At 64.1% G+C, this 26357-nt stretch carries 21 protein-coding genes; 17 read left to right on the forward strand and 4 right to left on the reverse strand.

Annotated elements, in window-relative coordinates:
- The first annotated feature begins 92 nt into the window (after positions 1-92).
- From ACLBXN_RS00115 to ACLBXN_RS00170, 12 genes are all read left to right on the forward strand, one after another.
- Positions 93-1700 (forward strand): carboxyl transferase domain-containing protein, encoded by a 1608-nt coding sequence (locus ACLBXN_RS00115; protein ID WP_043005395.1) that lies wholly within the window; start codon positions 93-95, stop codon positions 1698-1700.
- 21 nt (positions 1701-1721) lie between these two features.
- Positions 1722-2654, forward strand: coding sequence for an alpha/beta hydrolase family protein (locus ACLBXN_RS00120; protein ID WP_447610724.1), 933 nt, complete (start codon positions 1722-1724; stop codon positions 2652-2654).
- The gene (locus ACLBXN_RS00125) at positions 2651-3433 is read left to right on the forward strand and encodes an enoyl-CoA hydratase/isomerase family protein (RefSeq protein WP_003059063.1); all 783 of its coding nucleotides are present in this window, start codon (positions 2651-2653) and stop codon (positions 3431-3433) included. The genes ACLBXN_RS00120 and ACLBXN_RS00125 overlap by 4 nt, the downstream gene beginning before the upstream one ends.
- Before the next feature lie 60 nt (positions 3434-3493).
- Positions 3494-4246 (forward strand): DUF4126 domain-containing protein, encoded by a 753-nt coding sequence (locus ACLBXN_RS00130; protein ID WP_447610725.1) that lies wholly within the window; start codon positions 3494-3496, stop codon positions 4244-4246.
- 58 nt (positions 4247-4304) lie between these two features.
- Positions 4305-6341, forward strand: a complete 2037-nt coding sequence (locus tag ACLBXN_RS00135) for an acetyl/propionyl/methylcrotonyl-CoA carboxylase subunit alpha (protein ID WP_447610726.1) — start codon at positions 4305-4307, stop codon at positions 6339-6341.
- Between the two features lie 177 nt (positions 6342-6518).
- Positions 6519-7442: a 2-hydroxyacid dehydrogenase gene (locus ACLBXN_RS00140; RefSeq protein WP_447610727.1), complete on the forward strand. Its 924-nt coding sequence runs from the start codon at positions 6519-6521 to the stop codon at positions 7440-7442.
- Positions 7443-7595: 153 nt separating this feature from the next.
- Positions 7596-8504, forward strand: a complete 909-nt coding sequence (locus ACLBXN_RS00145; protein WP_447610728.1) for a hydroxymethylglutaryl-CoA lyase — start codon at positions 7596-7598, stop codon at positions 8502-8504.
- Positions 8505-8552: 48 nt separating this feature from the next.
- On the forward strand, positions 8553-9107 hold the full coding sequence (locus ACLBXN_RS00150) for a DUF2799 domain-containing protein (RefSeq protein ID WP_447610729.1): 555 nt from the start codon (positions 8553-8555) through the stop codon (positions 9105-9107).
- A 12-nt stretch (positions 9108-9119) separates the two neighbouring features.
- Positions 9120-10184 (forward strand): hypothetical protein, encoded by a 1065-nt coding sequence (locus ACLBXN_RS00155; RefSeq protein ID WP_447610730.1) that lies wholly within the window; start codon positions 9120-9122, stop codon positions 10182-10184.
- A gap of 40 nt (positions 10185-10224) precedes the next feature.
- On the forward strand, positions 10225-10722 hold the full coding sequence (locus ACLBXN_RS00160; protein ID WP_211457911.1) for a YbaK/EbsC family protein: 498 nt from the start codon (positions 10225-10227) through the stop codon (positions 10720-10722).
- Positions 10719-11000 carry a DUF1289 domain-containing protein gene (locus tag ACLBXN_RS00165; RefSeq protein WP_447610731.1) on the forward strand — a complete coding sequence of 94 codons (282 nt, stop codon included), beginning with the start codon at positions 10719-10721 and terminating at the stop codon, positions 10998-11000. The genes ACLBXN_RS00160 and ACLBXN_RS00165 overlap by 4 nt, the downstream gene beginning before the upstream one ends.
- Positions 11001-11022: 22 nt before the next feature.
- Positions 11023-11658 (forward strand): DsbA family protein, encoded by a 636-nt coding sequence (locus tag ACLBXN_RS00170; RefSeq protein ID WP_447610732.1) that lies wholly within the window; start codon positions 11023-11025, stop codon positions 11656-11658.
- Between the two features lie 45 nt (positions 11659-11703).
- Here the strand turns inward: ACLBXN_RS00170 and ACLBXN_RS00175 are convergent, their stop codons facing one another.
- Together ACLBXN_RS00175 and ACLBXN_RS00180 are read right to left on the reverse strand one after the other, a co-directional pair.
- Positions 11704-12825: an NADH:flavin oxidoreductase/NADH oxidase gene (locus tag ACLBXN_RS00175; protein ID WP_447610734.1), complete on the reverse strand. Its 1122-nt coding sequence runs from the start codon at positions 12823-12825 to the stop codon at positions 11704-11706.
- 170 nt (positions 12826-12995) lie between these two features.
- Positions 12996-13526 carry an SRPBCC domain-containing protein gene (locus tag ACLBXN_RS00180; RefSeq protein WP_447610735.1) on the reverse strand — a complete coding sequence of 177 codons (531 nt, stop codon included), beginning with the start codon at positions 13524-13526 and terminating at the stop codon, positions 12996-12998.
- 83 nt (positions 13527-13609) lie between these two features.
- Here ACLBXN_RS00180 and ACLBXN_RS00185 point away from each other — a divergent pair, with 83 nt between their 5' ends.
- Positions 13610-14530 carry a LysR family transcriptional regulator gene (locus ACLBXN_RS00185; protein ID WP_211457907.1) on the forward strand — a complete coding sequence of 307 codons (921 nt, stop codon included), beginning with the start codon at positions 13610-13612 and terminating at the stop codon, positions 14528-14530.
- A 92-nt stretch (positions 14531-14622) separates the two neighbouring features.
- On the opposite strand, the gene ACLBXN_RS00190 is transcribed toward ACLBXN_RS00185, so the two are convergent.
- Positions 14623-16356 (reverse strand): cation acetate symporter, encoded by a 1734-nt coding sequence (locus tag ACLBXN_RS00190; RefSeq protein ID WP_043005384.1) that lies wholly within the window; start codon positions 16354-16356, stop codon positions 14623-14625.
- Entirely contained in the window at positions 16353-16661 is a 309-nt protein-coding gene (locus ACLBXN_RS00195) for a DUF485 domain-containing protein (RefSeq protein ID WP_003061686.1), read from the reverse strand. The genes ACLBXN_RS00190 and ACLBXN_RS00195 overlap by 4 nt, the downstream gene beginning before the upstream one ends.
- Positions 16662-16953: 292 nt before the next feature.
- Here ACLBXN_RS00195 and ACLBXN_RS00200 point away from each other — a divergent pair, with 292 nt between their 5' ends.
- The 4 genes from ACLBXN_RS00200 to uvrA all read left to right on the forward strand — a co-directional run bounded on the left by ACLBXN_RS00200 (position 16954) and on the right by uvrA (position 26342).
- Positions 16954-18636 (forward strand): MFS transporter, encoded by a 1683-nt coding sequence (locus tag ACLBXN_RS00200; protein ID WP_211457906.1) that lies wholly within the window; start codon positions 16954-16956, stop codon positions 18634-18636.
- 259 nt (positions 18637-18895) lie between these two features.
- Positions 18896-19909, forward strand: coding sequence for a porin (locus ACLBXN_RS00205; RefSeq protein WP_003059045.1), 1014 nt, complete (start codon positions 18896-18898; stop codon positions 19907-19909).
- 220 nt (positions 19910-20129) lie between these two features.
- Positions 20130-20267, forward strand: a complete 138-nt coding sequence (locus ACLBXN_RS00210) for a hypothetical protein (RefSeq protein WP_003059044.1) — start codon at positions 20130-20132, stop codon at positions 20265-20267.
- Between the two features lie 138 nt (positions 20268-20405).
- Positions 20406-26342: an excinuclease ABC subunit UvrA gene (uvrA, locus tag ACLBXN_RS00215; RefSeq protein ID WP_447610736.1), complete on the forward strand. Its 5937-nt coding sequence runs from the start codon at positions 20406-20408 to the stop codon at positions 26340-26342.
- Positions 26343-26357 lie beyond the last annotated feature (15 nt).

A 26357-nucleotide genomic window follows, 5' to 3' on the forward strand; every position in this document is an offset into this window, starting at 1 on the left:
CAGCAAGGGCAGTCCCGCAGCGAGGTCGTCGTCCCCCTAAGGGGGAAGCGGCGCAGCCGCTCAGGGAGCAATCATTTTTTAAGAGGCAAGCGATGAGCATTCTGGGCACACAACTGAATCCGCGTTCGGCAGATTTCCTGGCCAACGCCGCAGCCATGCAGGCGCTGGTCAATGAGCTGCATGCACGCTGCGATCAGAACGCGCTGGGCGGCAATGAAGCCGCGCGCGCCAAGCATGTGGCACGCGGCAAGCTGCTGCCGCGCGAGCGCGTGCAGCGGCTGCTGGACCCCGGCACGCCATTCCTGGAGCTGTCGCCGCTGGCCGCGCTCAATATGTACAACAACGATGCACCGGGCGCCGGCGTGATTGTCGGCGTGGGACGCGTCAGCGGCGTGGACTGCATGATCGTCTGCAACGACGCCACCGTGAAAGGCGGAACCTACTACCCGATGACGGTGAAAAAGCATCTGCGCGCGCAGGAAGTGGCCGCGCAGAACCGTCTGCCCTGCATCTATCTGGTCGACTCGGGCGGTGCCAACCTGCCCAATCAGGACGAGGTCTTCCCCGATCGCGAGCATTTCGGACGCATCTTCTACAACCAGGCCAATATGAGTGCTCAGGGCATCGCCCAGATCGCCGTGGTCATGGGGTCGTGCACGGCAGGCGGCGCCTATGTGCCGGCCATGAGCGACGAGTCCATCATCGTCAAGAACCAGGGCACCATCTTTCTGGGCGGCCCTCCCCTGGTCAAGGCCGCCACCGGCGAGGTGGTCAGCGCCGAGGACCTGGGCGGCGGCGATGTGCACACGCGCCTGTCGGGCGTGGCCGACCATCTGGCCGAGAACGATCTGCATGCACTGGCGCTGGCGCGCCAGGCCGTGGCAAACCTGAACAGGGACAAGCCCGCTTCCCAGACCGATCATGCGCCGGCGGCCCCCTTGTTCGAGAGCGAAGAGCTGTATGGCGTGATTCCCGTCGATACGCGCAAGCCCTTCGATGTGCGCGAGATCATTGCCCGCATCGTGGACGGCAGCCAGTTCGACGAGTTCAAGGCCCGCTTCGGCAACACCCTGGTCTGCGGCTTTGCGCGCATCGAGGGCATGCAGGTCGGCATCATCGCCAACAACGGCATCCTGTTTTCCGAGTCGGCCGTCAAGGGCGCACACTTCATCGAGCTGTGCTGCCAGCGCAAGGTACCGCTGGTGTTCCTGCAGAACATCACGGGCTTTATGGTGGGCCGCAAATACGAAAACGAAGGCATTGCCCGTCACGGCGCCAAGCTGGTCACGGCCGTGGCCACGGCGGCGGTGCCCAAGTTCACCATCATCATCGGCGGCAGCTTTGGCGCGGGCAACTACGGCATGTGCGGCCGCGCCTATTCACCCCGCTTCCTCTGGATGTGGCCCAACGCGCGCATCAGCGTCATGGGCGGCGAGCAGGCGGCCAGCGTGCTGGCCACCGTCAAGCGTGACGGCATCGAAGCCAAGGGCGCTAGCTGGAGTGCGGAAGAGGAAGAACGCTTCAAGGCGCCCATCCGCCAGCAGTACGAAGACCAGGGTCATCCCTTCTACGCGACGGCACGCCTCTGGGACGACGGCGTCATCGATCCCGCCGACACGCGCCGCGTGCTGGCCCTGGGTCTGGCAGCGGCACGCAATGCGCCGATTGAGGACACCCGCTTTGGTGTCTTCCGCATGTAAGCACACGAAGGCCCGAACATGATGCGCTGCACCGTCCCCGCCCTGATGCAAGCTCTGCTGTGTGCAGCGCTGGCATGGCCCATGGTGGAGCAGGCCCGTGCCGAGGTGCAGCAGTTCGATGCGCGCATTCCGGTCTGGGTGCCGGAGGCCGGCAGCACGCCCGCGCGCACCGCCGAGCTCGCAGGCCATGTCTATCGTCACCGGGGTCTCGGCCCCTGGGGGCTGATCGTGCTCAGCCACGGCACGCCCAGCGGCAAAGAGGCGCGCGAAGCCATGACCGATCGCTACGGCCCGCAGGCGCGCGCTCTGGCCGAGCTGGGCTATGTGGTGGTGACGGGTTTGCGCCGCGGCTATGGCGCATCGGACGGTCCTCTGGCTGACCGCTACGGCAGCTGCGACGACCCCGACTATGGCCATGCATCCCAGGAGGCCGCGCGCGATGTGGCGGCCATCATGGCTTACGGGCAGAAGCTGCCCTATGTCGACAGCACGCATGTGGTGCTGCTGGGCAAGTCTGCCGGCGGCTTTGCCTCGCTGGCGCTGGCGGCACAGCAACCCGCAGGTCTGCGCGGTGTCATCAATTTTGCCGGTGGCCGCGGTTCGCAGCAGCAGATGCGCGAGAAGACATCGGTCTGCGGCGAGGCGCAACTGCTCAAGACCGTGGCCGGCTTTGCCGCCACCAGCCAGGTGCCCCAGCTGTGGATCTATGCCGAGAACGACAGCTACTTCCGGCCGCCGCTGGTGCGCCAGATGGCGCAAAGCTATCTGGCGGCAGGCCGCAAGCTGACCCTGGTGTTCGTGCCGCCAAGCGGCGCGGAAGGACACCAGTTTTTTGACCGGGCAGCCAATATCGGGCAATGGCTGCCGCAGGTCCGTGAATTCCTGATGCAGCAGCTGCCGGGTACGGCAGCTGCGCAACTGCAAAGCCATAACTCACTGGGAGACAAGCCATGACCGCTTTGACTTTGACCGTGGACGGCGGCATCGCCCGCGTTACGCTGGCTCAGCCCGCCATTCGCAATGCCTTCAGCGATGCGGCGATTGCCGAGATCACCGCCGCCTTCCTCCAGGTCGGCGAGCGTGCCGATGTGCGCGCCGTGGTGCTGGCCGCCGAAGGACCCGCATTCTGCGCGGGCGCGGACCTGAACTGGATGCGCCGCATGGCCGATTACTCGCGCGACGAAAACCGCGTCGATGCGGGTCTGCTGGCCGAGATGCTGCGCGTCATCTACGAATGCCCCAAACCCACGATTGCGCGTGTGCAGGGCGATGTCTATGCAGGCGGCATGGGCCTGGTGGCCTGCTGCGATATGGCGGTGGCGGCAGACACGGCAGGTTTCTGCCTCAGCGAGGTCAAGATCGGCCTGATTCCCGCCACCATCAGCCCCTATGTGATCCGCGCCATGGGAGCCAGGGCCGCGCACCGCTACTTTCTCACGGGCGAGCGCTTTTCGGCGCAGGAGGCGCATCGCATCGGCTATGTGCACGAGGTGGTCGATGCCGACGGGCTGGACGCCGTGGTCGATGGCTGGCTCAAGCATTTGCTGAGCGCCGGCCCCGCAGCGGTGCGGGCCTGCAAGCGCCTGGTGCTGGACATGGCCGAGCGCGAGATCAGCGAGCAGCTGATTGCGGCGACCGTGGAGTCGATTGCCACCATCCGCGCCAGCAGCGAAGGCAAGGAAGGCGTGCAGGCCTTTCTCAACAAGCGCAAGCCCAACTGGCTGCCCGGATGAGATGACAGACCTGGCGGCCGGGGCGCTTCAGCCTGCGGGCTCGCATAGGAAATGAACACCATGGATATCTGGCAAACCATCATCGACTGGCTGCACCGCACCGGCCTGCATATCGACCCCGATACGGCCAGGGCCGTGGGCGATGCCGCGAGCCAGGTGGGTGACGTGGCCGCCAGGGCCGGGCAGGCCGTGGGACAGATGGACATGGCGTCCATGCTGGCGCTGGCGGCAGCTCTGGGCTGGGCCAGCGGTTTTCGCCTCTATGCCGTGGTGTTCGCCGTGGGCCTGCTGGGTGCCAGCGGTCTGATGCCGCTGCCCGGTGGTCTGCATGTGCTGCAGCACCCGATGGTTCTGCTCATCAGCGGTGGCCTGCTGTTCGTGGAGTTCTTTGCCGACAAGATTCCCGTGGTGGATTCGGTCTGGGACCTGTTCCAGAGCGTGTTGCGCATTCCGGCCGGTGCGGCGCTGGCGGCCTCGGTCTTCGGTGCCGACAACACCACCATGGCCATGGCCGCCGCGCTGATGGGCGGCACGCTGGCAGCGACCAGCCAGGCAGCCAAGACCACCACGCGTGCCCTCATCAATACCTCGCCCGAACCTTTCTCCAACGTGGGAGCCAGTCTGGCGGAAGACACGGTGTCGCTGGGCGCCATCTGGCTGGCGCTGACCAATCCGCTGGTGTTTGCCGCCGTGCTGCTGGTCGTGGTGATTGCGATGTGGCTGGTGATCTGGGCGCTATGGCGCTTTCTCAAGGCGATTTTTCGACGCCTGCGCGGCAGTGGCGATGCGCAGGAACCATTGCAAAAAACATAGCTGCTTGCGTTTGATGGATATGCGCTGAGCGGTGATTTGACCGATAAACGGAGACGATATGTTCAAGAAAATTCTGATTGCCAATCGCGGTGAGATTGCCTGCCGTGTGGCCGCGACCGCCCGCCGCATGGGTGTGAAGACCGTGGCCGTGTACTCGGATGCCGATGCCCGGGCCAAGCATGTGGCGGCCTGCGACCAGGCCGTGCACATCGGCGGCAGCGCGCCCAAGGACAGCTATCTGCGCTGGGAACGCATTCTGGAGGCTGCCAAGGCCACGGGTGCCGAAGCCATCCACCCCGGCTATGGCTTCCTCTCCGAGAACGAGGACTTTGCCAATGCCTGCGCGGCGGCCGGCCTGGTCTTCATCGGCCCGCCCGCCAGCGCGATTCGCGCCATGGGCCTCAAGGCCGAGTCCAAGCAACTGATGGAAAAGGCCGGCGTCCCGCTGGTGCCTGGCTATCACGGTCACGACCAGAACCCCGAGCTGCTGCAGCGGGAGGCCGATCGCATCGGCTATCCCGTGCTCATCAAGGCCAGCGCGGGCGGCGGCGGCAAGGGCATGCGTCTGGTGGAGAAGAGCGAGGACTTTGCAGCCTCGCTGGAGTCCTGCAAGCGCGAGGCCATCAACAGCTTCGGCAACGATGCCGTGCTGATCGAGAAGTACGTGCTGCGCCCGCGCCATATAGAGATTCAGGTGTTTGGCGACACGCAGGGCAACTGCGTCTATCTGTTCGAACGCGACTGCTCGGTGCAGCGCCGCCACCAGAAGGTACTGGAGGAAGCGCCGGCGCCGGGCATGACTGCCGCGCTGCGCCAGAAGATGGGCGAGGCCGCCGTGGCCGCCGCCAAGGCCGTGAACTATGTGGGCGCGGGCACGGTGGAGTTCATCGTCGAGCAGCCCGGCGGCTACGACCAGCCCGAAGCCATGAAGTTCTACTTCATGGAAATGAACACCCGACTGCAGGTGGAGCACCCCGTGACCGAAGCCATCACCGGCGAGGATCTGGTGCGGTGGCAGCTGCTGGTGGCTTCAGGACAGCCTTTGCCCAAGGCGCAGTCGGAGCTCCGTATCCTGGGCCATGCCATCGAGGCACGCATCTGCGCCGAGAACCCCGAGAACAACTTCCTGCCCGCCACCGGCCATCTGGCCGTCTATCGCAAGCCCGAATGCAGCAGCTTCGAGATCAGCGATGTGCGCGTGGACGACGGCGTGCGCGAGGGCGATGCGATCAGCCCCTTCTACGACTCCATGATCGCCAAGCTCATCGTCCATGGCGAGGACCGTGCCCAGGCGCTGGCGCGTCTGGACGCGGCACTGGCCCAGACCCATATCGTGGGCCTGACGACCAATGTGCAGTTTCTGCGCCAGGTGGTGAAGAGCCAGGCTTTCTCCAATGCCTTGCTCGATACTGCGCTGATCGAGCGCGAGCGCGAGGCCTTGTTCGGCAAGGATTTCGTGGGCCGCGACCTGGCTGTTGCCGCCGCCATGGCCTGGCAGCTGCAGGGCGAGCAGGCCGCGCAAGGCGCAGACCCCTTCAGCCGCCGCGACGGCTGGCGCATGTCGGGCCGCTATGTGCGCTCCTTCGGCTTTGTCTACCGCGGCGAGGACTTCACGGCCGGCCTGGCCTATGGCCGCGCCACGCAGGCGGCGCAGACCTATCAGCTCGGCATTGGCGAGGGCGAGAGCCGCAGCGATGCCACGCTGCAGTGGCGCGCACTGGCCGACGGGCGGCTGGAACTGGGCCTGGACGGCAAGCGCACGGTGGTCGTGGTCCATGCCCAGGGCGACCAGCTGTCCATCTTCACCGAAGCGGGCAGCACCCAGATCACCGTGGTCGACCAGCTGGCCCACGCCGGCGATACCGGCCATGAAGGCGGCCGCCTGACGGCGCCCATGCCCGGCAAGGTGGTGTCCTTCACCGTCAAGGCCGGCGACAAGGTCAGCAAGGGCCAGCCGCTGGCCGTGATGGAGGCCATGAAGATGGAGCACACGATTGCCGCCCCCGGCGATGGCGTGGTGCTGGAGCTGCTGTATGTGCCCGGCGACCAGGTCAGCGAAGGCGCCGAGCTGCTGCGCATCGAGGTGGCTGCCTGATCCGCCCAGGGTTGAACTGTTTAACAAAAAGAGCAGCTTGCGCTGGACTATCCATGAATTCAGTCACTTTCAATGATGAAATCAAGACGGGTACAGCGCAGGAAGCTTTTTTTTTATAGCGGTCCATTGGTCATCTGCGTCTGCAGCGCGCATGGCAAAGCGTTAGGCTTGGCATCCATGAAAGTCTTATTTTGCTGTGACGATACGCGGCCGGAACCCTGGCTCAAAGGTTTGCATGACGCGCTGCCGGGTGCGGAGATTGCCATCTGGGAGCCGGGCGCGCCCCAGGCCGACTATGCACTGGTCTGGGCGCCGCCCCAGCAGTTCCTCGACGAGCAGGCGGCCGGCCTGAAGGCCATGTTCAACATCGGCGCGGGCGTGGATGCCTTGCTGCCGCTGCGCATTCCCGCCGCGCTGCCCGTCTACCGTCTCGAAGATGCCGGCATGGCCGTGCAGATGGCCGAGTATGTGGCCCAGGCCGTGATCCGCTTCTTCCGCGGCCTCGATCAGTACGAGTCCGATATGGCGCAGGGCCTGTGGCAGCACCAGCGCAACCCCAGGCGGGTGGACTATCCCGTGGGCGTGATGGGCCTGGGCAAGATGGGCGAGCGCGTGGCCAGGGCGCTGACGGTGTTCGATTTCAAGGTCAATGGCTGGAGCCGCTCGCCGCGCGAGCTGCAGGGCGTCGAATGCTTCAGCGGCATGGACGGCCTGGACCGCTTCCTGTCCGAGACGCGCATTCTGGTCAATCTGCTGCCTCTGCACGACGAGACCCGCGACATCATCAACGCCCGCACGCTGGCGCTGCTGCAGCCCGGGGCCTATGTGATCAACGTGGGGCGCGGCGGCCATGTGGTCGATGCCGACCTGATTGCGCAGATCGAGTCCGGCCATGTCAGCGGCGCCATGCTGGATGTATTCCGCGAGGAGCCGCTGCCCGAGAAGCACCCGTTCTGGAAGCAGTCCAGAATCATCCTCACCCCCCATACCTCGGCCCGCACGCTGGCGGCGGACAGCATTGCCCAGATCGTGGGCAAGGTCGCCGCCATGAGCCGGGGCGAGCCCGTCACAGGTCGAGTCGACCTGAGAAAAGGGTATTAACCCCCTGAGCCGTTGCGCCTAGGCGGCTCCGCGGCTTCCCCCTTTCTCTGCGGAAGGGGGACGACGCCAACGTTGCGGGGCGGCCCTTGCTGGGCGTCTCTTGCGACGGGGGATTGTTCAGTGGTTCAGGTAATGAAGCGATAGGAGAACGAAATGAAATACCCCGCACGCGTCAAGATCATCGATGTGGGCCCGCGCGACGGCCTGCAGAACGAAAAGCAGCCTGTGCCTGCAGCCGTCAAGATCGAGCTGGTGCAGCGCCTGCAGGACGCAGGCCTCAAGGAGATCGAGGTCACCAGCTATGTGTCGCCCAAATGGGTGCCGCAGATGGCGGACAACGCCGAGGTCATGGCCGGCATAGTGCGCAGAGCCGGGGTGCGGTATTCGGTGCTCACGCCGAATCTCAAGGGCTTCGAAGCCGCGCTGGCCGGCAAGCCCGACGAGATCGTGGTGTTCGGTGCGGCCAGCGAGGCATTCAGCCAGCGCAACATCAACTGCTCGATTGCCGAGAGCATCGAGCGCTTTGCGCCCGTGGTGCAGGCGGCCCTGGAGGCCGGCATTGCCGTGCGCGGCGCCATGAGCTGCACCGTGGGCTGCCCCTACGAGGGCGAGATCGCGCCCGAGAAGGTGGGCTATCTGGCCGGGCTCATGAAGAACATCGGCGTGCAGCGCGTGGATGTGGCCGACACCATAGGCGTGGGCACGCCCGTCAAGGTGCAGAAGGCGCTGGAAGCCACGCTGGCGCACTTCGATATCGACCAGGTGTCCGGCCATTTCCACGATACCTACGGCCAGGCCCTGAGCAACACGCTGGCGGCGCTGGACCTGGGGGTCTGGAACTTCCAGTCCTCGGTCGCTGGCCTTGGCGGCTGTCCCTATGCCAAGGGCGCAACGGGCAATGTGGCCACCGAAGACGTGGTCTACCTGCTGCAGGGCATGGGCATAGAGACCGGCATCGACCTCGACAAGCTGATCGATGCGGGCCAGTTCATCAGCGAGCATCTGGGTCGCCCCACGCAGTCGCGCGTGGCCAAGGCCTTGCTGACCAAGCGCGCGGGCTGAGTTCCGGCCCGGGCCCGGGCAGCCATGGGCGTTGTTACCATCGCCGCCATGCAAGCAAGATCACGTTTTTCGCGGGCCCTGTGTCTGGCGGCCGCTGCCCTGCTGGGCGGCTGCGCCGGCATGGATGCCCAGGAGTGCAAGGACACGGACTGGGCCTATCTGGGCCAGCTGGACGCCATGGACGGCAAGCAGGACATCACCACCCGGGCCAAGCGCCATTTCCGTACCTGCAAGGACAACGGCGTGCAGATGGATGCACGGGCCTACCAGCAGGGCTGGCAGCAGGGACTGCGGGGTTTTTGCACGGCTGAAAGCGGCAAGGCTTTTGCCGAGACGGGCCGCAAATACCAGTATGGCTACTGCCCGGCGCAGGTGGAGTCTGCCTTTTTGCAGGGCTATGGCCCGGTGCGCGAGCGGCTGGACATGCAGGAAGAAATGGCCCAGCTGCAGCGACGCATCGACATGAAGAAAAAGGAGCTGCGCGAAGCACGCAGCGCCAAGAACAGCTCCAGTCATATTGCTTATGTGGAGAAAGACTTGCGTGATCTGAATCTCGAATTGCTCCAGCTGCGCTTCAAGCTCGCGCAGATGCCGCCCAAGTAAGCGCAGCCACAGATGCAGACAGCAGCAGATTTCATTGCGGCACTGGATGTGGACGAATCCGTCAAGGCCGTGCAGCTGGAGTCGGTCTCTCGCGCGCTCATGCCCTGGCTGCAGCAGGCGCCAGCGGCCGAAGTCAAGCAACTGGCGCAGGCGCTGCTGGCGGGCAATACGCGCTGGCATGTGACGCTGCACGACACATTGTCCTGGCTGGCCGACGACGACTGGCCGGCGCTGGTGGCCGCAGCCCTGCAATCGGCCCAGGTGCGCGGCAGCATGAGCGAGGCAGAGCGCACGGTGCTGGAAGCCGCCAGCTATCAGCAGCCCGAACTCATCAAGTCTTTGATAGCGCCCCTCTCAGAACTGGACTGCGATATCGAGCAATTTAAGGCTGAAACGCAGGTGCAGAGTGCGCAAGCAGCTATGCATTTGATATTCTCACCGCGCTATCTGGATCACGCAATTGCCTGGATTCCCCGGCACTGGCACCCCAGCTGGAATCTGCAACACAGCCTCGAACGCTATCGCTTTGGCGGCGCGGGCGCAGGCAACTGCCAGCATTGCGGCGAGCCGCTGCAGCACCTGATCAGCTTGCCTGCCAGCAAGGTATTTGGCAGTGATCAGCCTGCTGAGCAAATCGTGCATCTGCAGCTATGCCTGTCCTGCATGGAAAGCGGCCTAGGCGAGCTGCATTACCGCCACGATGAAGCTGGCCAGGCGCATTGCCTGAACGCGGCCGCAGATGGTCAGTTGCAGGAGCCGGACTGGGAGTACGGGCCTTTGCGCGCTACCGAAGTGGCACTGGCACAAACGCCCGCACGCTGGCAGCGCCAGGATTGGGGCCAGTCCAACGGCCGCGAGAATCTGTACCGCGTGGGGGGTGAGCCTGCGTGGATTCAATCGCCCTGGCAGCCGCTGTGCACCTGCTGCGGCCAGAGCATGCGCTTTGTGCTGCAGCTGGATTCTCAGATCCCGCAGGCTGATGGTGCAGGCGCTCATTACTGGGGCAGCGGCGGCATGCTTTACGGCTTTGCCTGTACGCCTTGCGCGCGCAGCGCCTTTATCACTCAGTACACTTGATGCACGGGGCGCGGTGGGCGCTCTTTTTTCGAGAGTTTGTATGTGTGGGTCAGAACTTCATGCGCTGCCGGAAGGCGTGCAGCGCGTCAGCCGCTTTTTGCAGGATGCCGGTCATCCGCATGCGCCGCAAATGCTGGACGGCGCGGCGCGTACTGCACAGGAGGCCGCAGACCAGCTCAGCATTCTGGTCGGGCAGGTGGCCAAGAGCATCATCTTCAAGCGCAGGAGCGATGGCGCGGCCGTGCTGGTCGTGACTTCGGGCGACAAGCGTGTCGATGAGAAGAAAGTGACGCAGCTGGTGGGCAAGGTCGGCCGCGCCGACGCGGACTTCGTCAAGTCCAGCACCGGCTTTTCGATCGGCGGCGTCAGCCCCGTGGCGCATGCAACCAAGGTGGTGACCTTGATGGATGCCGAGCTGCAGCGCTTCGAGACCGTATGGGCCGCGGCAGGCCATCCGCACGGCGTGTTTCCCGCATCGCCCGCGCAGCTGCAGGCGCTGACTGCAGCCCCCTGGTCGGACGTGGTGGAGCAGGCATGAGTACGGAACTTCTTCAGGAGCAGCAGGCTCAGCAGCTGGCGCAACTGGCCGCCAAGGCCGAGGTGGCCCTGGTCTGGGCCGAGGCCGACCAGCCCGTGGCTTCGCCCTGCATCAACGTCTGCCGCATGACGCAGGACCGCAGCCATTGCCAGGGCTGCTTCAGAACCATTGACGAGATTCGCGCCTGGGCCAAGGGCGATGCCGAGCTGCGCCTGGAGATCTGGGGCCGGCTGCTGCAGCGCGCGGGCCTCAAGGACCCGCGCCAGGCCGAGATCTGATCACCCTTAGAGGAGAGTCGACATGAAGCACATCACCTGTTACCTGGACTTTGTGTCGCCTTATGCGTGGCTGGCGCTGGAGCAGATGCCCAAGGCGCTGCAAGGGCTCAGCTATCACGTGGACTATCGCCCGGTATTGCTGGGCGCCTTGCTGCAAGGCAATGCCAACCCCGGCCCGGCCGGCATTCCGGCCAAGAGACTGTGGACTTACAGGCATGTGACTTGGCTTGGTCAGGCGCTGGGCGTGGAGTTGCAGATGCCGGCACGGCATCCGTTCAAGCCGCTGCCGCTGCTGCGGCTGGCGCTGGCCCATGGGCGTGACGGCAGCATCAACCGCTTTGTGGCGCAGGCCGTGATGCAGCATGTCTGGCAGGGCGGCCATGAGGCCAATGATGCGCAGCGCCTGCAGGAGCTGCGCGCGCAGCTGAAGGAGCAGCTGCGCCAGGAAGAGGACAGTGCCGAGGTCAAGCAATGGCTGCGCGGCAACACCGAGCAGGCGCAGCAGGCCGGCGTGTTCGGCGTGCCGGCCTGGGTGGTGGACGGCCATGTCTTCTGGGGACTCGATGCCTTGCCCATGCTGCGCAGCTATCTGGAGGGCAATGCCTGGTTTGATGCGCAATGGCAGGCGGCGGCCCAGGTGGAGTCTGGCCTTAGCTGAAGCCTGATTCAGGCCTGCAGAGCTGCAGGCCTGTCGTTCACTCTCTTACTTCGCTGCGGCCTGCTTGGCGGCGCCACGATAGCGCTCCAGCCAGTGCGCATAGGGCGCGGGCAGGGTCCAGTCGGGGCGGTCCACGCCCAGGCTTTGCGCCAGCTGATAGGCGTAATGCGGGTTGGCCAGATGGGCGCGGCCGATCATGACCAGATCGACCTGGCGCTCGGCCACGATGCGCTCGGCAATCTGCGGATCATCCATGCCCCAGCTCGATGCCACGGGCAGGCCGGCACTGCGGCTCACGCGCTGGGCAATCGGCGCCAGGAAGGCGGGCGTGCCCCAGGGGATCTTCACATCGGGAATCACGAAGTTGACGCTGACATTGAGCAGGTCCAGGCCGCGCTCGCGCATCTGGCGCGTGACGGCGATGGATTCCTCCAGGGTTTCTTCATCGCGGCCGTCGTACTCGATGACGCCGAAGCGCGCCGTCAGCGGCAGATGCTCGGGCCAGACCTCGCGCACCTTGGCCACGGTCTCCAGCATGAAGCGGGCGCGGTTGCTGAAGCTGCCGCCATAGGCATCGTCGCGCTGGTTGCTGTGGGGCGAGAAAAAGCTCTGCGCCAGATAGCCGTGGGCAAAGTGCAGCTCCAGCCATTCGAAGCCGGCCGCAAGCGCGCGGCGCGCCGCTGCGACAAAGTCGGCCTGCACGCGGGCGATGTCCTCCAGCGTCATGGCACGGGGGACGCGCGGCAGACCGCCGCCGAAGGCGATGGCCGATGGTGCGATCGGCTGCCAGCCGCGGGCATCGCCTTCGGCAATATGGTCGTCGCCTTCCCAGGGATTGTTGGCACTTGCCTTGCGTCCGGCATGGGCGATCTGGATGCCGGGCACGGCGCCTGCGGCCTTGATGCCGGCTGCAATGCGCGACATGCCTTCGATCTGGGCGTCGTTCCACAGACCGGTGCAGTCGGGCGAGATGCGGCCTTCGGGCGACACGCCCGTGGCTTCGACAATCACCAGCCCCGCGCCGCCGCGCGCCATGGAGGCGTAGTGGACCTGGTGCCAGTCATTGGTGAGACCGTCCACGGCGCCGTACTGGCACATCGGCGGAATGGCGATGCGGTTGCGCAGGGTCAGGCTTTTGAGAGTGAAAGGGGTAAAGAGTGCAGACATGCGGTGTATCGGTGGTGCGAATGGAATGAGGCAGCAGTCCGGCGGCAAAGCAGGATGCCAAAGTTTTGATAGCGACTTGCGCTCTTAATTGCTGGTTTTCAGCATGAAATCACACTGAAATTCAATGAATGAAGGCGCTGACAGCTATCAAAAAATAAAGATGAACGGATTCAGGACGCGACGGATGCAGATCTGGCCTGAAGCGCAGCGCCATGCAGACCGTCCAGCCAGTCCTGGTGGCCGTTGAGCATGGGGTTGGGGCGCTGACGCGCCAGCTCCTCGGCGGGCCGGCCTTTTTGCACTTCCTGCGTGAGGATGCGCACGCGGCCGCCGTCCAGATTCTCGATGAGCCAGGCATGGTGTACATCGAGTCGCTGGCTGCTGCCCGGCTCGCCGCTCCAGCCATGCCAGGCGATACGGCCGGGCCGGCCCTCGGCCGGGGGCAGGAATTCCTTGCAGCTGGCCTCGACGGGAAAGCCGAAGGTCCTGAAGGAAAAGCCCACGCCCTCGGCTAGCATGCCGTCCTGGCCCGCGTGCAGCTGCACGTCCGAGCTGTTGGCGTAGTAGCCGGGCCAAAGCGTTGCCCGGGCCAGCCAGGGCCAGATGTCGGTCGCGCTCAGGCCCTGGGCGATGATCTCGTTGGAGACGAAGTTTTCGGTGGTGCCCGGCAGATAGTCGGCGGGCCAATGGATGCTGTGCATGCAGGGCTTCTGTCGAAGGGAATGGGGAAATGATGGGGTCTGTGTTGAAATAAATCCAATCGATATTTCTGATCTGTGAAATCATGCCGACTGATATCAAGAGCCTGGACCTGAATCTGCTCAAGGCCCTGGATGCGCTGCTGGACGAGCGCAGCGTGACGCGCGCTGCCGAGCGTCTGGCGCTGACCCAGCCGGCGGTCAGCGGCATGCTGACGCGGCTGCGCGAGAGCTTCGACGATCCCTTGTTCGTGCGCACGCAGCGCGGCATCGCCCCCACGCTGCGCGCGCTGGCCCTGGCCGGGCCGCTCAAGGAGTTGCTGTGCAATGCCGAGGCGCTGCTGCGCCCCCAGGCCTTTGATCCGGCCACGGCGCATATGACGCTGCGCATTGCCGCCACGGATTACGCGCTGCAGGCGGTGGTGCTGCCGTTCCTGGCCGTGTTGCGCCAGCGCGCGCCCGGTCTGTGCGTGGCCGTGGTGCCGGCCCAGCATCTGCCGCTGCACGAGCGGCTGGAGCGCGGCGATATCGACCTGGCGCTGGTCACGCCGGAGCGCACCGCTCCCGATCTGCATGCGCGCCGGCTGTTCGACGAACGCTATGTCTGCGTGATGCGCAGCGATCATCCCGATGCGCGTCGGCGCGGCCTGTCACTGGAGCGCTTCTGCGCTCTGGATCATGCGCTGGTGTCCTATGACGGAGGCGGTTTTCATGGTGTGACGGACGAGGCGCTGGAGCGCCTGGGCCGCAAGCGGCGCGTGGCGCTGTCCGTGACCAGCTTTCTGGTGCTGCCCGAAATCCTGCGCAGCTGCGATCTGATTGCCGTCGTGCCCAGGCGGCTGGTGAAGCCCGACTCGGGGCTGGTGGTGCTGGAGCCGCCGCTGGAGATTCCCGGCTTCACCAAGACGGCCGCCTGGCATGCGCGCACCCATCGCTCTCCCGGGCACCAGTGGGCGCGCGAGCTGCTGTTCGAGCTGGCGCAGTCAGGCGGGCTGGACGTGGAATGAGCAAGGCCCGCAGAAACCGTGGAGGTCTCTGCGGGCCGAGGTGAGGGCGGTTCGCTCGCGCGACCCGGCAGGGCGCCGGGCCATTCACATCATCAGTGGCCCGATGCGCCGGCGGCACCCAGACCGGTTTCCGAGCGCACTTGCTGCGCGGGGAACACGGCGCGCTCCTTGGCGGCCTGCGCGCTCTTGTCGAGCACGGAGAACAGCCACACGCCGAAGAAGCCGATCGCCATGGAGAACAGCGCAGGCGAGGCATAGGGGAACCAGGCCGAACCGGCGGGGTGGCCCAGAGTCGCTTCCCACACCGAAGGCGAGACAATGGTCAGTCCCACGGAGGAGACCAGGCCCATGAAGCCGCCGATCACGGCGCCTTTGGTGGTGCAGTTCTTCCACAGCACCGACAGCAGCAGCGGCGGGAAGTTGGCGGAAGCCGCCACGGCAAAGGCCAGCGAGACCATGAAGGCGATGTTCTGCTTCTCGAACACAATGCCCAGCAGCACGGCCACAAAGCCCAGGCACAGCGTGGTGATGCGCGAGACCTTGAGTTCGGAGGCGCTGTCGGCCTTGCCCTTCTTGATGACGGTGGCGTAGAGATCGTGCGAGACCGCCGAGGCGCCGGACAGGGTCAGACCCGCGACCACGGCGAGAATCGTGGCAAAGGCCACGGCCGAGATGAAGCCGTAGAACACGTCGCCGCCCACGGTCTTGGCCACCAGCACGGCCGCCATATTGGCCGTGCCTGCGCCGCCATGGATCACGCCCTTGGCCGTGTCAGCCATTTCGGGGTTGGTGAGCACCAGGGTGATGGCGCCGAAGCCGATGATGAAGATCAGCACATAGAAGTAGCCGATCCAGGTCGTGGCCCAGAACACGCTCTTGCGCGCTTCCTTGGCGTCAGGCACGGTGAAGAAGCGCATCAGGATGTGGGGCAGGCCCAGTGTGCCGAACATCAGCGCCATGCCGAAGCTGATGGCGGAGATCGGGTCCTTGATGAAGCCGCCCGGGCCCATGATGGCCAGGCCGAGCTTTTCCGCCACGGAGGCCTCTGCGCCTCCGTTCGCGGCGATCTGGGTGCGCACCTTCACGCCTTCGGCAAACAGTGCTTCGGGGCTGAAGCCGTACTTGGCCAGCACCATGAAGCCCATGAAGGTCACGCCGGCCAGCAGCAGGCAGGCCTTGATGATCTGCACCCAGGTGGTTGCCGTCATGCCGCCGAACAGCACGTAGATCATCATCAGCGCGCCCACCAGCACCACGGCGATCCAGTAGTCCAGGCCGAACAGCAGCTTGATGAGCTGACCGGCGCCGACCATCTGGGCAATCAGATAGAAGGCCACCACGACCAGCGTGCCGCAGGAGGCAAAGATGCGGAACGGCGTCTGCGCAAAGCGGTAGCCGGCCACGTCGGCAAAGGTGAAACGGCCCAGATTGCGCAGGCGCTCGGCGAGCAGGAAGGTGAGCAGAGGCCAGCCGACCAGAAAGCCGATGGAGTAGATCAGGCCGTCATAGCCGCTGGCCATGACGGAGGCAGAGATGCCGAGGAAGGAGGCGGCGGACATATAGTCGCCCGCAATTGCCAGTCCGTTCTGGAAGCCGGTGATGCCGCCGCCTGCGGTGTAGAAATCGGAGGCCGACTTGGTGCGGCCCGCCGCCCATTTGGTGATCCACAGGGTGGCCAGCACAAAGGCGGTGAACATGATGATGGCCGTCCAGTTGGTGGCCTGCTTGGCGGCGTTGCCGACGTCACCACCGGCGGCCAGCACGGGCGCCGTCGCGGCCAGCGCCGCAGCGCCCGCCAGCCATTGGGAAGAGATGCGCTGCTTCATTGCTTGATGCCTTTGAGAATGTCGCGGGTGAGCTGATCAAACTCGTTGTTGGCGCGGCGCACATAGAGGCCGGTAATGATCACGGAAAAAATGATGACGCCCATGCCGATGGGAATGCCCAGGGTGGTCACTCCGGCGCCGATGGGGCGGGCCAGGAACTCCTTGTCGAACGCGATCAGCGCGACATAGCCGTAATACACGATCAGCATCAGAACGGTCAGCGCCAGGCCCAGTCGATTGCGCTTGCGGCGCAGTTGCTGGTAGGCGGGGTTGCTTTGGATGGTCTCTATCACCGGGTCTCGCACAGCGTTGTCTCCTTTGAATATTTCCAGCCTGCCATCAGTTAGCGGTGGCTTGCTTGCGATGCATTCTGAGAAGCCCGTCTGACCGCCCCCTTACTTACGATATCGGTGTTTGCCCCCGGTTTTTCACATCGAAAAAAAACGGATCCGGGTAAGTGCGGAGAGGGTCGGGTAATGCCCAGTCTTGAATTTTGGAGAAGCGATTTTTTGTAAGTTAGCGGTCAGTTGTCGCTTTGATATTGAGCAAACAGGTGAGTTGGCAGCGCCTGAAATTCCAAAAACCTAGGAGACAAACATGGCCATCAATGCGACAGCAAACATGGGAGGTAAATCGGCCCCACGGCCGATGAGCCCGGAAGAGCGCAAAGTCATCTTTGCGTCTTCACTCGGAACCGTTTTCGAGTGGTACGACTTCTATCTGTACGGATCTCTGGCAGCCATCATCGCCAAGCAGTTCTTCAGCGGCCTGGATGCGGGATCGGCCTTCATCTTTGCCTTGCTGGCCTTTGCGGCAGGCTTCATCGTGCGCCCCTTCGGCGCGCTGGTGTTCGGCCGTCTGGGCGACATGATCGGGCGCAAGTACACCTTCCTGGTGACGATCCTGATCATGGGCCTGTCCACCTTCATCGTGGGGATCTTGCCCAACTACGCCAGCATCGGCGTGGCCGCTCCCGTGATCCTGATCGCGCTGCGCATGCTGCAAGGCTTGGCGTTGGGCGGCGAGTACGGCGGCGCTGCCACCTATGTGGCCGAGCATGCACCGCACGGCAAGCGCGGTGCCTACACCTCGTGGATCCAGACCACGGCAACGCTGGGCCTGTTCCTGTCGCTGCTGGTGATCCTGGGCGTGCGCACCATGATGGGCGAAGAAGCGTTTGCCGACTGGGGCTGGCGCATTCCCTTCTTGGTGTCCATCCTGCTGCTGGCCATCTCGGTCTGGATTCGCATGACGCTGTCCGAGTCTCCTGCCTTCCAGAAGATGAAGGCCGAAGGCAAGGTCTCCAAGGCTCCGCTGAAGGAGTCCTTCGGCCAGTGGAAGAACCTGAAGATCGTGATTCTGGCCCTGGTCGGTCTGACCGCCGGCCAGGCCGTGGTGTGGTACACCGGTCAGTTCTATGCGCTGTTCTTCCTGACCCAGCAGCTCAAGGTCGATGCCGTCACGGCGAACCTGATGATTGCGGCTGCCCTGCTGATCGGCACGCCTTTCTTTGTGATCTTCGGTACGCTGTCCGACAAGATCGGACGCAAGCCCATCATCATGCTGGGCTGCATTCTGGCGGTGCTGACCTACTTCCCCGCCTTCAAGGCGCTGACCGAAGCAGCCAACCCCGATCTTGCCGCCGCCCAGGCCAAGAACAAGGTGGTCATCGTGGCCGATCCTGCGGAGTGCTCCTTCCAGTTCAACCCCACAGGCACGACCAAGTTCACCAGTTCCTGCGACGTGGCCAAGCAGGTGCTGGCAGCCGGTTCCGTGAGCTATGAAACAGAGGACGCTCCTGCCGGCACGCAGGCCATGATCCGTATCGGCTCGACCGAGATCCCTTCGTTCTCGCTCAAGGGCCTGCCCGCTGACGAGGCCAAGGCCAAGGACGGCGCCTTCAAGAAGACCGTGGCTGCAGAATTGGCCAAGGACGGCTATCCCACCAAGGCCGACCCTGCCAAGATGAACAAGGTCATGATGGTCGTGATCCTGACCTATCTGGTGCTGCTGGTGACCATGGTCTACGGCCCGATTGCGGCCATGCTGGTGGAGCTGTTCCCGACCCGCATCCGCTACACCTCGATGAGCTTGCCCTACCACATCGGCAACGGCTGGTTTGGCGGTCTGCTGCCCACCATGTCCTTCGCCATCGTGGCTCAGACCGGCAATATGTACAACGGTCTCTGGTACCCCATCATCATCGCCGGTGCGACGGCCGTGATCGGTACGCTGTTCGTGCCCGAAACCAAGGATCGCGACATCTACGCCGAAGACTGATGTGACGTGACGGTGCTGCAATTTATGCAGCATCACATCGAAGACCTGCAAGGCTCGTGCTTTGCAGGTCTTTTGCGTATTACTGCAGCACTAATGGGTTACAGCAGTGTGGCAACAAAGCATCATTGCGTTACTTTTTTGCGATGCAAATCATGCTTTTGAGAGGGGCCCACCTAGAATCACACCTAGCCGCGAGAGGGCCAACAACCTACAAGCCAATGCGGTGCAAAAACACTATCCCAGGATATAGGAGCATTGAATGACCAAGATGACTCGCATCGCTCTGGCCGCACTGGCTGTGATGGGCGCGACCACCGCAATGGCACAGAGCAGCGTGACGCTGTACGGCCGTATCAACACCACCGTCGAGCGTCAGAAGTCCGGTGATCAGTCCGTGTCCGGCCTGTACAACAATGCCTCGCGTTGGGGCATTCGCGGCACCGAAGATCTGGGTGGCGGCCTGAAGGCTGGCTTCACGCTGGAGTCCGGCTTCAACTCCGACACCGGCACCGGTTCCGCCTGGACCCATCCCACGACCGGCATGTCCTTTGCCCGTCAGAGCGAAGTGAACCTGTCGGGTGGCTTCGGCATGATCCGTCTGGGCAACTTCGTGCCCGAGTCCTACTATGCAACCGCTGACTACATCAGCATGCACAACCACGACACCGGTTCTTCTTCCGATGCGCTGTACTACGATCCCGTCTGGTTCGGCGGTCTGAGCACCAAGAACAAGGTTGGCTACCGCACTCCCAGCATGGGTGGTCTGACGGTCGATGCCTCCGTGTCGCTGCACGAGAAGGATCCTACGGTCGGTCCTCGCAAGAACGGCTATGACCTGGCCGCCAACTACGCCACCGGTCCTCTGCACCTGGGCGCTGGCTTCAGCAAGGTGGGCGACAACTGGCAAGCTGCCCTGCGCGGCCTGTACACCTTTGGTCAAGTGACCCTGGGTGCCTACTACCAGCGCAACAAGGACGACAACCAGATCACCGGCACTGGCGCCGGCTCGCGCAACAACTTCCGTCTGTCGGCCATGTATGCCCTGGGCGCTTCGGAATTCCACGCCAACGTGGGTCACGCCAACAAGTGGAGCCACATTGCCGACTCCGCAGCCACTCAGTGGACTCTGGGCTACAACTACAACCTGAGCAAGCGCACCAAGGTGTATGGCTACTACACCAAGGTGAACAACAGCAAGGGTGCGAACTATGTGACCGGTGCTGCCGGCGCGGACTTCAGCTCCTTCGCTCTGGGCGTGCGTCACAACTTCTAATTTGTGCACCGCGCAAGCGGTGTCTCCAGCAGCTGCAGCTGATAATGCAGACCATTACTCCAAGTTCATACCCCATGTCGCGAGGCATGGGGTTTTTTCTTATGCGCAGCCCGACCGGTAGTAAGCCACGCGCAAACTCGATGGGGCTCAATGGTCGTGCTGACCGGAGCGGCGCAAGCCGCCGCTCCGGCTGCTTTTCATAACGACTCTGGAGACTGATATGTGGAAGCTCGCGATTGGTTTTGTGGTGTTTGCCGCCGTGGCGCTGTTTGTCATCATGAAGGCGGGTGACAAGGTGGACATGAGCGGCGAAAAGCATGGTGCGGATGCAATCCATGCACCGGCGGAGTCCAAATGAAGACTGCCGCACCCGCGCAAAGCCCCGCAAGCCGGGGCTTTTCTTTCGGCTGCTGCAAAACCCTAATGCACATGTGCAGCCAAGGTTCTTGCCAGGACTGCCTAGAATGTTTGGCCTCCATTGAAAAGACCGCAGAACATGACGCAGGGCCTGATCCGTATCCGTGGTGCTCGCCAGCACAATCTTCGCAATCTGGACATCGATATCCGCACCGGTGAGCTGACCGTGGTCACCGGCCCCAGCGGCTCGGGCAAGTCCAGTCTGGTGTTCGACACCTTGTACGCCGAAGGTCAGCGTCGCTATGTGGAGACCTTCTCCGCCTATGCGCGGCAGTTCCTCGATCGCATGGACAAGCCGGCCGTGGACAAGGTCGAGGGTGTGCCGCCGGCGATTGCCATCGACCAGACCAACCCGGTGCGCAACTCGCGCTCCACCGTGGGCACGATGACGGAGATCAACGATCACCTCAAGCTGCTGTTTGCGCGCGCGGCCCAGCTGTTTGACAGCAGGACGGCCCTGCCGGTGCGCCATGACACGGCGGACAGCATTTACGCCGAACTGGCCCAGCGCTGCGAGGCGGCGGGCGATCCGCGCATTGCCATCACCTTCCCGGTGGAGCTGCCGGCCAATACCTCGGCCGAAGAGGTGGAGCAATGGCTGTCTGCCAGCGGCTTCACCAAGGTGCAGGCCGAGCGCGAGGTGGAGCGCGCTCATGCGGCCAGTGACGAAGCCGCCAAGGGCAAGAAAAAAGCCAAGCCAGCCCCCGAGAAGATCAAGGTGCTGGATGTGATTGCCGACCGCTTTCGCCTCGGCAAGGCCGAGCGCTCCCGCGCCATGGAGGCGATCGAGGTGGGCCTCAAGCGCGGCAGCGGCAGGCTCACGGTGTACGTGCTGCCCGAGAGTGCTGCAGAGGCGGCCGAGCCCGAGCTGTGGAAGTTCTCGCTGGGTCTGCATTGCCCTGAAAGCAATCTGACCTATCAGGAGCCGATTCCCTCGCTGTTCTCGTTCAACTCCGCTGTGGGAGCCTGCGATGCCTGCCGTGGTTTCGGGCGCGTCATCGGGGTGGACTGGGGTCTGGTGATTCCGAACGAAAAACTCACCTTGCGCACCGGTGTCATCAAGCCGATCCAGACGCCGGCCTGGAAGGAGATTCAGGACGACCTGATGCGCCACTCCGAGGCCGAAGGCATTCCACGCGATACGGCCTGGTCCAAGCTGACCCAGGCGCAGAAGGACTGGGTGATCGAGGGCTCGCCCAACTGGAACGGCAAGTGGAGCCAGACCTGGTATGGCATTCGTCGCTTCTTCGAGTACCTCGAAAGCAAGGCGTACAAGATGCATATCCGGGTGCTGCTGTCCAAGTACCGCAGCTATACCGAATGCCCGAGCTGCGGCGGTGCCCGCCTCAAGACCGAGAGCCTGCTCTGGCGCATTGGCAGCAAGCAGGCTGCCGATGCCGTGCTGCCGCCCGGCGACGAGAGCGGCAGATACCAGCGCTTCATGCCGCAGGCAGTGGGCTGGAGCCGTGAGCAACTGGAGAGCCTGCCTGGCCTGTGTCTGCATGATCTGATGCGTCTGCCGATCACGCGCCTGCGCGAGTTCTTTGCACAGCTGGTGCCCAGCGAGGCAGCCGACAGGAACGATGGCGAAACCCAGGCCTTGAAGATGCTGCACGCCGAAGTCATGACGCGGCTGCAGTATCTGTGCGATGTGGGCATAGGCTATCTCACGCTGGACCGCCAGAGCCGCACGCTGAGCGGCGGCGAGGTGCAGCGCATCAACCTCACCACCGCTCTGGGCACTTCGCTGGTCAATACCTTGTTCGTGCTCGACGAGCCATCGATAGGTCTGCACCCGCGCGATATGGAGCGCATCACCGAGGCCATGCAGCGCCTGCGCGATGCGGGCAATACGCTGGTTGTGGTGGAGCATGACCCGGCTGTGATGTTTGCCGCCGACCGCATGATCGACATGGGACCTGGCCCCGGTGCGCGCGGCGGCCAGATCGTGTTCGACGGTACACCCGAGGATCTGCGCCAGGCCGATACGCTGACCGGCGCCTATCTGGGCGGGCGCAAGCAGGTGGGTTTCGGCCTCAAGCGCATGGTGACCGAGAGCACGCCGCGCCTGATTCTCGAAGGCGCGCGCGAACACAATCTGCGTGACATCAGCGTGGACTTTCCGCTGCAGCGCCTGGTCACCATCACCGGCGTTTCGGGCTCGGGCAAATCCACGCTGATCCAGGATGTGCTGGTGCCAGCGCTGATGCGTCACTTCGGCAAGCCCACCGATGCCGCGGGCGCGTTCGAGCGCCTGCTGGGCGCGGACCATCTGGCCGATGTGATGTTCGTGGACCAGTCGCCGATCGGCAAGACGGCGCGCTCCAACCCGGTCAGCTATGTGGGCGCCTGGGATGCGATCCGCGAGCTGTTCGCCGTGGCGCCGCTGTCGCGCCAGCGCGGCTACACCGCTGCCAAGTTCAGCTTCAACAGCGGCGACGGCCGCTGCCCGACCTGCGGCGGCTCGGGCTTCGAGCATGTGGAGATGCAGTTCCTCTCGGACGTCTATCTGCGCTGCCCGGACTGCAACGGCACGCGTTATCGCCCCGAGATTCTGGAAGTGAAGATCGAGCGCAACGGCCAGCCGCTGAATGTGGCCGATGTGCTGGAACTCACGGTCGCCGAAGCCGCGCTGCTGTTTGCGCAGGACCGCGACGTGATCCGCGCGCTGCAGCCCATCGTCGATGTGGGCCTGGAATACGTGAAGCTTGGCCAGCCGGTGCCCACGCTGTCGGGCGGCGAAGCACAGCGCCTCAAGCTCGCCGGCTTTCTGGCCGAGGCGGCCAAGGCACAGTCCAAATCCAAGCAGTCGCTGGCTAAGAAAGGCACGCTGTTCCTGTTCGACGAGCCCACGACCGGCCTGCATTTCGAAGATATCGCCAAGCTCATGCGCGCATTGCGCAAACTGCTGGAAGCCGGACACTCGCTGATCGTCATCGAGCACAACCTGGACGTGATTCGCGCCAGCGACTGGCTGATCGATCTGGGCCCTGAAGGCGGTGATGGCGGCGGTCTGATCGTCGCCGAGGGCACGCCCGAGGAGGTGCGCCATGTAAAGGAGTCGCACACGGCCCAGGCCCTGCGCGAATACGACCTGGCCATGGGGGTGGGCGGCGAGGCGGTGCGCGAAGTCGCTCCCATGCTCTACAAGCCCCAGCGCAAGGCCCAGGCTGAAAAGGCGCCGCAGGCCAAGAACGCGATCGAGATCGTCAATGCCAAGGAACACAACCTCAAGTCCCTGAGCGTGGATGTGCCACGCGGCAAGTTCAATGTGGTGACCGGGGTGTCGGGTTCGGGCAAATCCACGCTGGCTTTCGACATCCTGTTCAACGAAGGCCAGCGCCGCTATCTCGAATCGCTCAATGCCTATGCGCGTTCCATCGTGCAGCCTGCGGGACGTCCCGAGGTCGATGCGGTCTATGGCATACCGCCCACGGTGGCCATCGAGCAGCGCCTGTCGCGCGGCGGTCGCAAGTCCACGGTGGGCACGACCACCGAGGTCTGGCACTTTCTGCGCCTGCTCTATGTGAAGCTGGGCGTGCAGCACTGCATTCACGACGATGCCATCGTGCAGCCGCAGACCGAGGAAAGCATTGCCGCGCAGCTGATGACGAATTTCCGCGGCCAGACCATAGGCCTGTTGAGTCCGTTGGTCGTCAACCGCAAGGGCGTCTATACCGAGCTGGCCGACTGGGCCAGACCCAAGGGCTACACGCATCTGCGCGTGGACGGCGAGTTTCTGCCGACCACGGGCTTCCCGCGTATAGATCGCTTCAAGGAACACACCATCGAGCTGCCCGTGGCCAGCGTGACGGTGACCGCGGCCAACGAGAAGGAGCTGCGCGGCCATCTGCGCCAGGCGCTGGAAATCGGCAAGGGCGTGCTGCATGTGCTGTCCGGCATCGAGAACCTGGCTGACGCCATGCAGGGCGGCCGGAGCACGGCCGGCATCGGCGCGCTGCAGGTGTTCTCCACCCAGCGTGCCTGCCCGGTCTGCGCCACCAGCTATGCCGAGCTGGACCCGCGTCTGTTCTCCTACAACAGCAAGCATGGCTGGTGCCCCGATTGCGTGGGCACGGGCGTGAAGCTGACCAAGGATCAGCGCAAGGTCTATGACGACACCTTGCTGGCCGACGACAACCGGGGGCGGGAGGTGAAGTTCGAGGGTCAGGAAGTGGAAGATCTGGCCGAGGTGGAATGCCCCAAGTGCCACGGCACACGTCTGAACCCCGTGGCGCGAGCCGTGAAGTTTCACGACGAGGCGATTACCGATATCGCCCAGCTGTCGGTCAGCGATGTGCGCCACTGGATACAGAGTCTGGAGCTTACGGGCCGCGAAGCCGATATTGCGCGCGACCTGATCCCCGAGATCCAGAGCCGTCTCGAATTCCTGGAAGAAGTCGGTCTCAACTATCTGACGCTGGACCGCGGCGCCCCCACCCTGAGCGGGGGCGAAGCCCAACGCATCCGTCTGGCCGCGCAGCTGGGCAGCAATCTGCAAGGTGTCTGCTATGTGCTGGATGAGCCCACCATCGGCCTGCATGCACGCGACAACCAGATTCTGCTCAATGCCTTGCACAAGCTCGGCGACAAGGGCAACACGCTGGTGGTGGTGGAGCACGACGAAGACACGATTCGCCGCGCCGATCACGTGATCGATATCGGTCCCAGCGCCGGCATTCGCGGCGGCCGTCTGGTGGCCGAGGGCACGGTTGCCGACATCATGGCGGCCAAGGACTCGGTCACCGGGCGCTATCTGCTGCACGCCATGCGCCACCCTTTCAAGCCACGTCTGTGGGTGGGAGAGGGCGAGCCTCCGGTGCAGCCAGCTGCTATCAATACAGAAGCTTCTGACGCTGGTGATATGGAGGTTTCAGATAAAAAACCATCCAAAGCCAAGAAAAAGAAAGCGGTAGCTGCTACTGAAAATGTGGTGCAGCAAGACAGCGATGCATTGCACTGGCTCACGGTGCTGGGCGCGAATCTGCACAATCTGCAGAATGTGGACGCGCGCGTTCCGCTCAAGCGCCTGGTGGGCGTGACCGGCGTTTCAGGCTCGGGCAAGTCCACGCTGGCGCGCGATGTGCTGCTGAGCAATGTGGCGGCCTGGGTGCAGCAGCGCTCGACCAAGGCCGGCCGCGATGCCATGGATGCCGGCAAGTCGCCGGCGCTCGTGGGTTGCAAGGGGCTCAAGGGCTTCGAGACCATCGATCGCGTGCTCGAAGTCGACCAGACTCCGATCGGCAAGACGCCGCGCTCCTGCCCCGCGACCTATATCGGCTTCTGGGACACGATTCGCAAGCTGTTCGCCGAGACTCTGGAGGCCAAGGCCCGCGGTTATGCGGCCGGCCGCTTCTCCTTCAACACCGGCGAAGGCCGTTGCCCGGCCTGTGAGGGCCAGGGCGTGCGCACCATCGAGATGAGCTTTCTGCCCGATGTGAAAGTGCCTTGCGAAGTCTGCCACGGCGCACGTTTCAACCCCGAGACGCTGGCCGTGACCTGGCGCGGCAAGAGCATTGGCGATGTGCTGCAGATGGAGGTCGATGAGGCCGTGGAGTTCTTCGCCTCCATGCCGTCGATTGCCCATCCGCTGCAGTTGCTCAAAGACGTGGGTCTGGGCTATCTGACCCTGGGCCAGCCATCGCCCACGCTGTCGGGCGGCGAGGCCCAGCGCATCAAGCTGGTGACCGAGCTGACCAAGGTGCGCGACGATATCGGTCGACGCGGACAGAAGGCTCCGCACACGCTGTATGTGCTGGACGAGCCCACCGTGGGCCTGCACATGGCCGATGTGGACAAGCTCATCCATGTGCTGCACCGACTCGTCGATGGCGGCCACAGCGTGGTGGTCATCGAGCATGACCTCGACGTGATTGCCGAGGCGGACTGGATCATCGATCTGGGCCCCGAAGGAGGCAAGGACGGCGGGCGCATCGTGGCCGCGGGAACTCCCGAGGATCTCGTCGACATCGGCACCCACACCGGCAAGGCACTGGCGCCGGTGCTGGCGCGGTAAGAGGCGGCGCACACC

The organism is Comamonas sp. C24C (assembly GCF_053345995.1).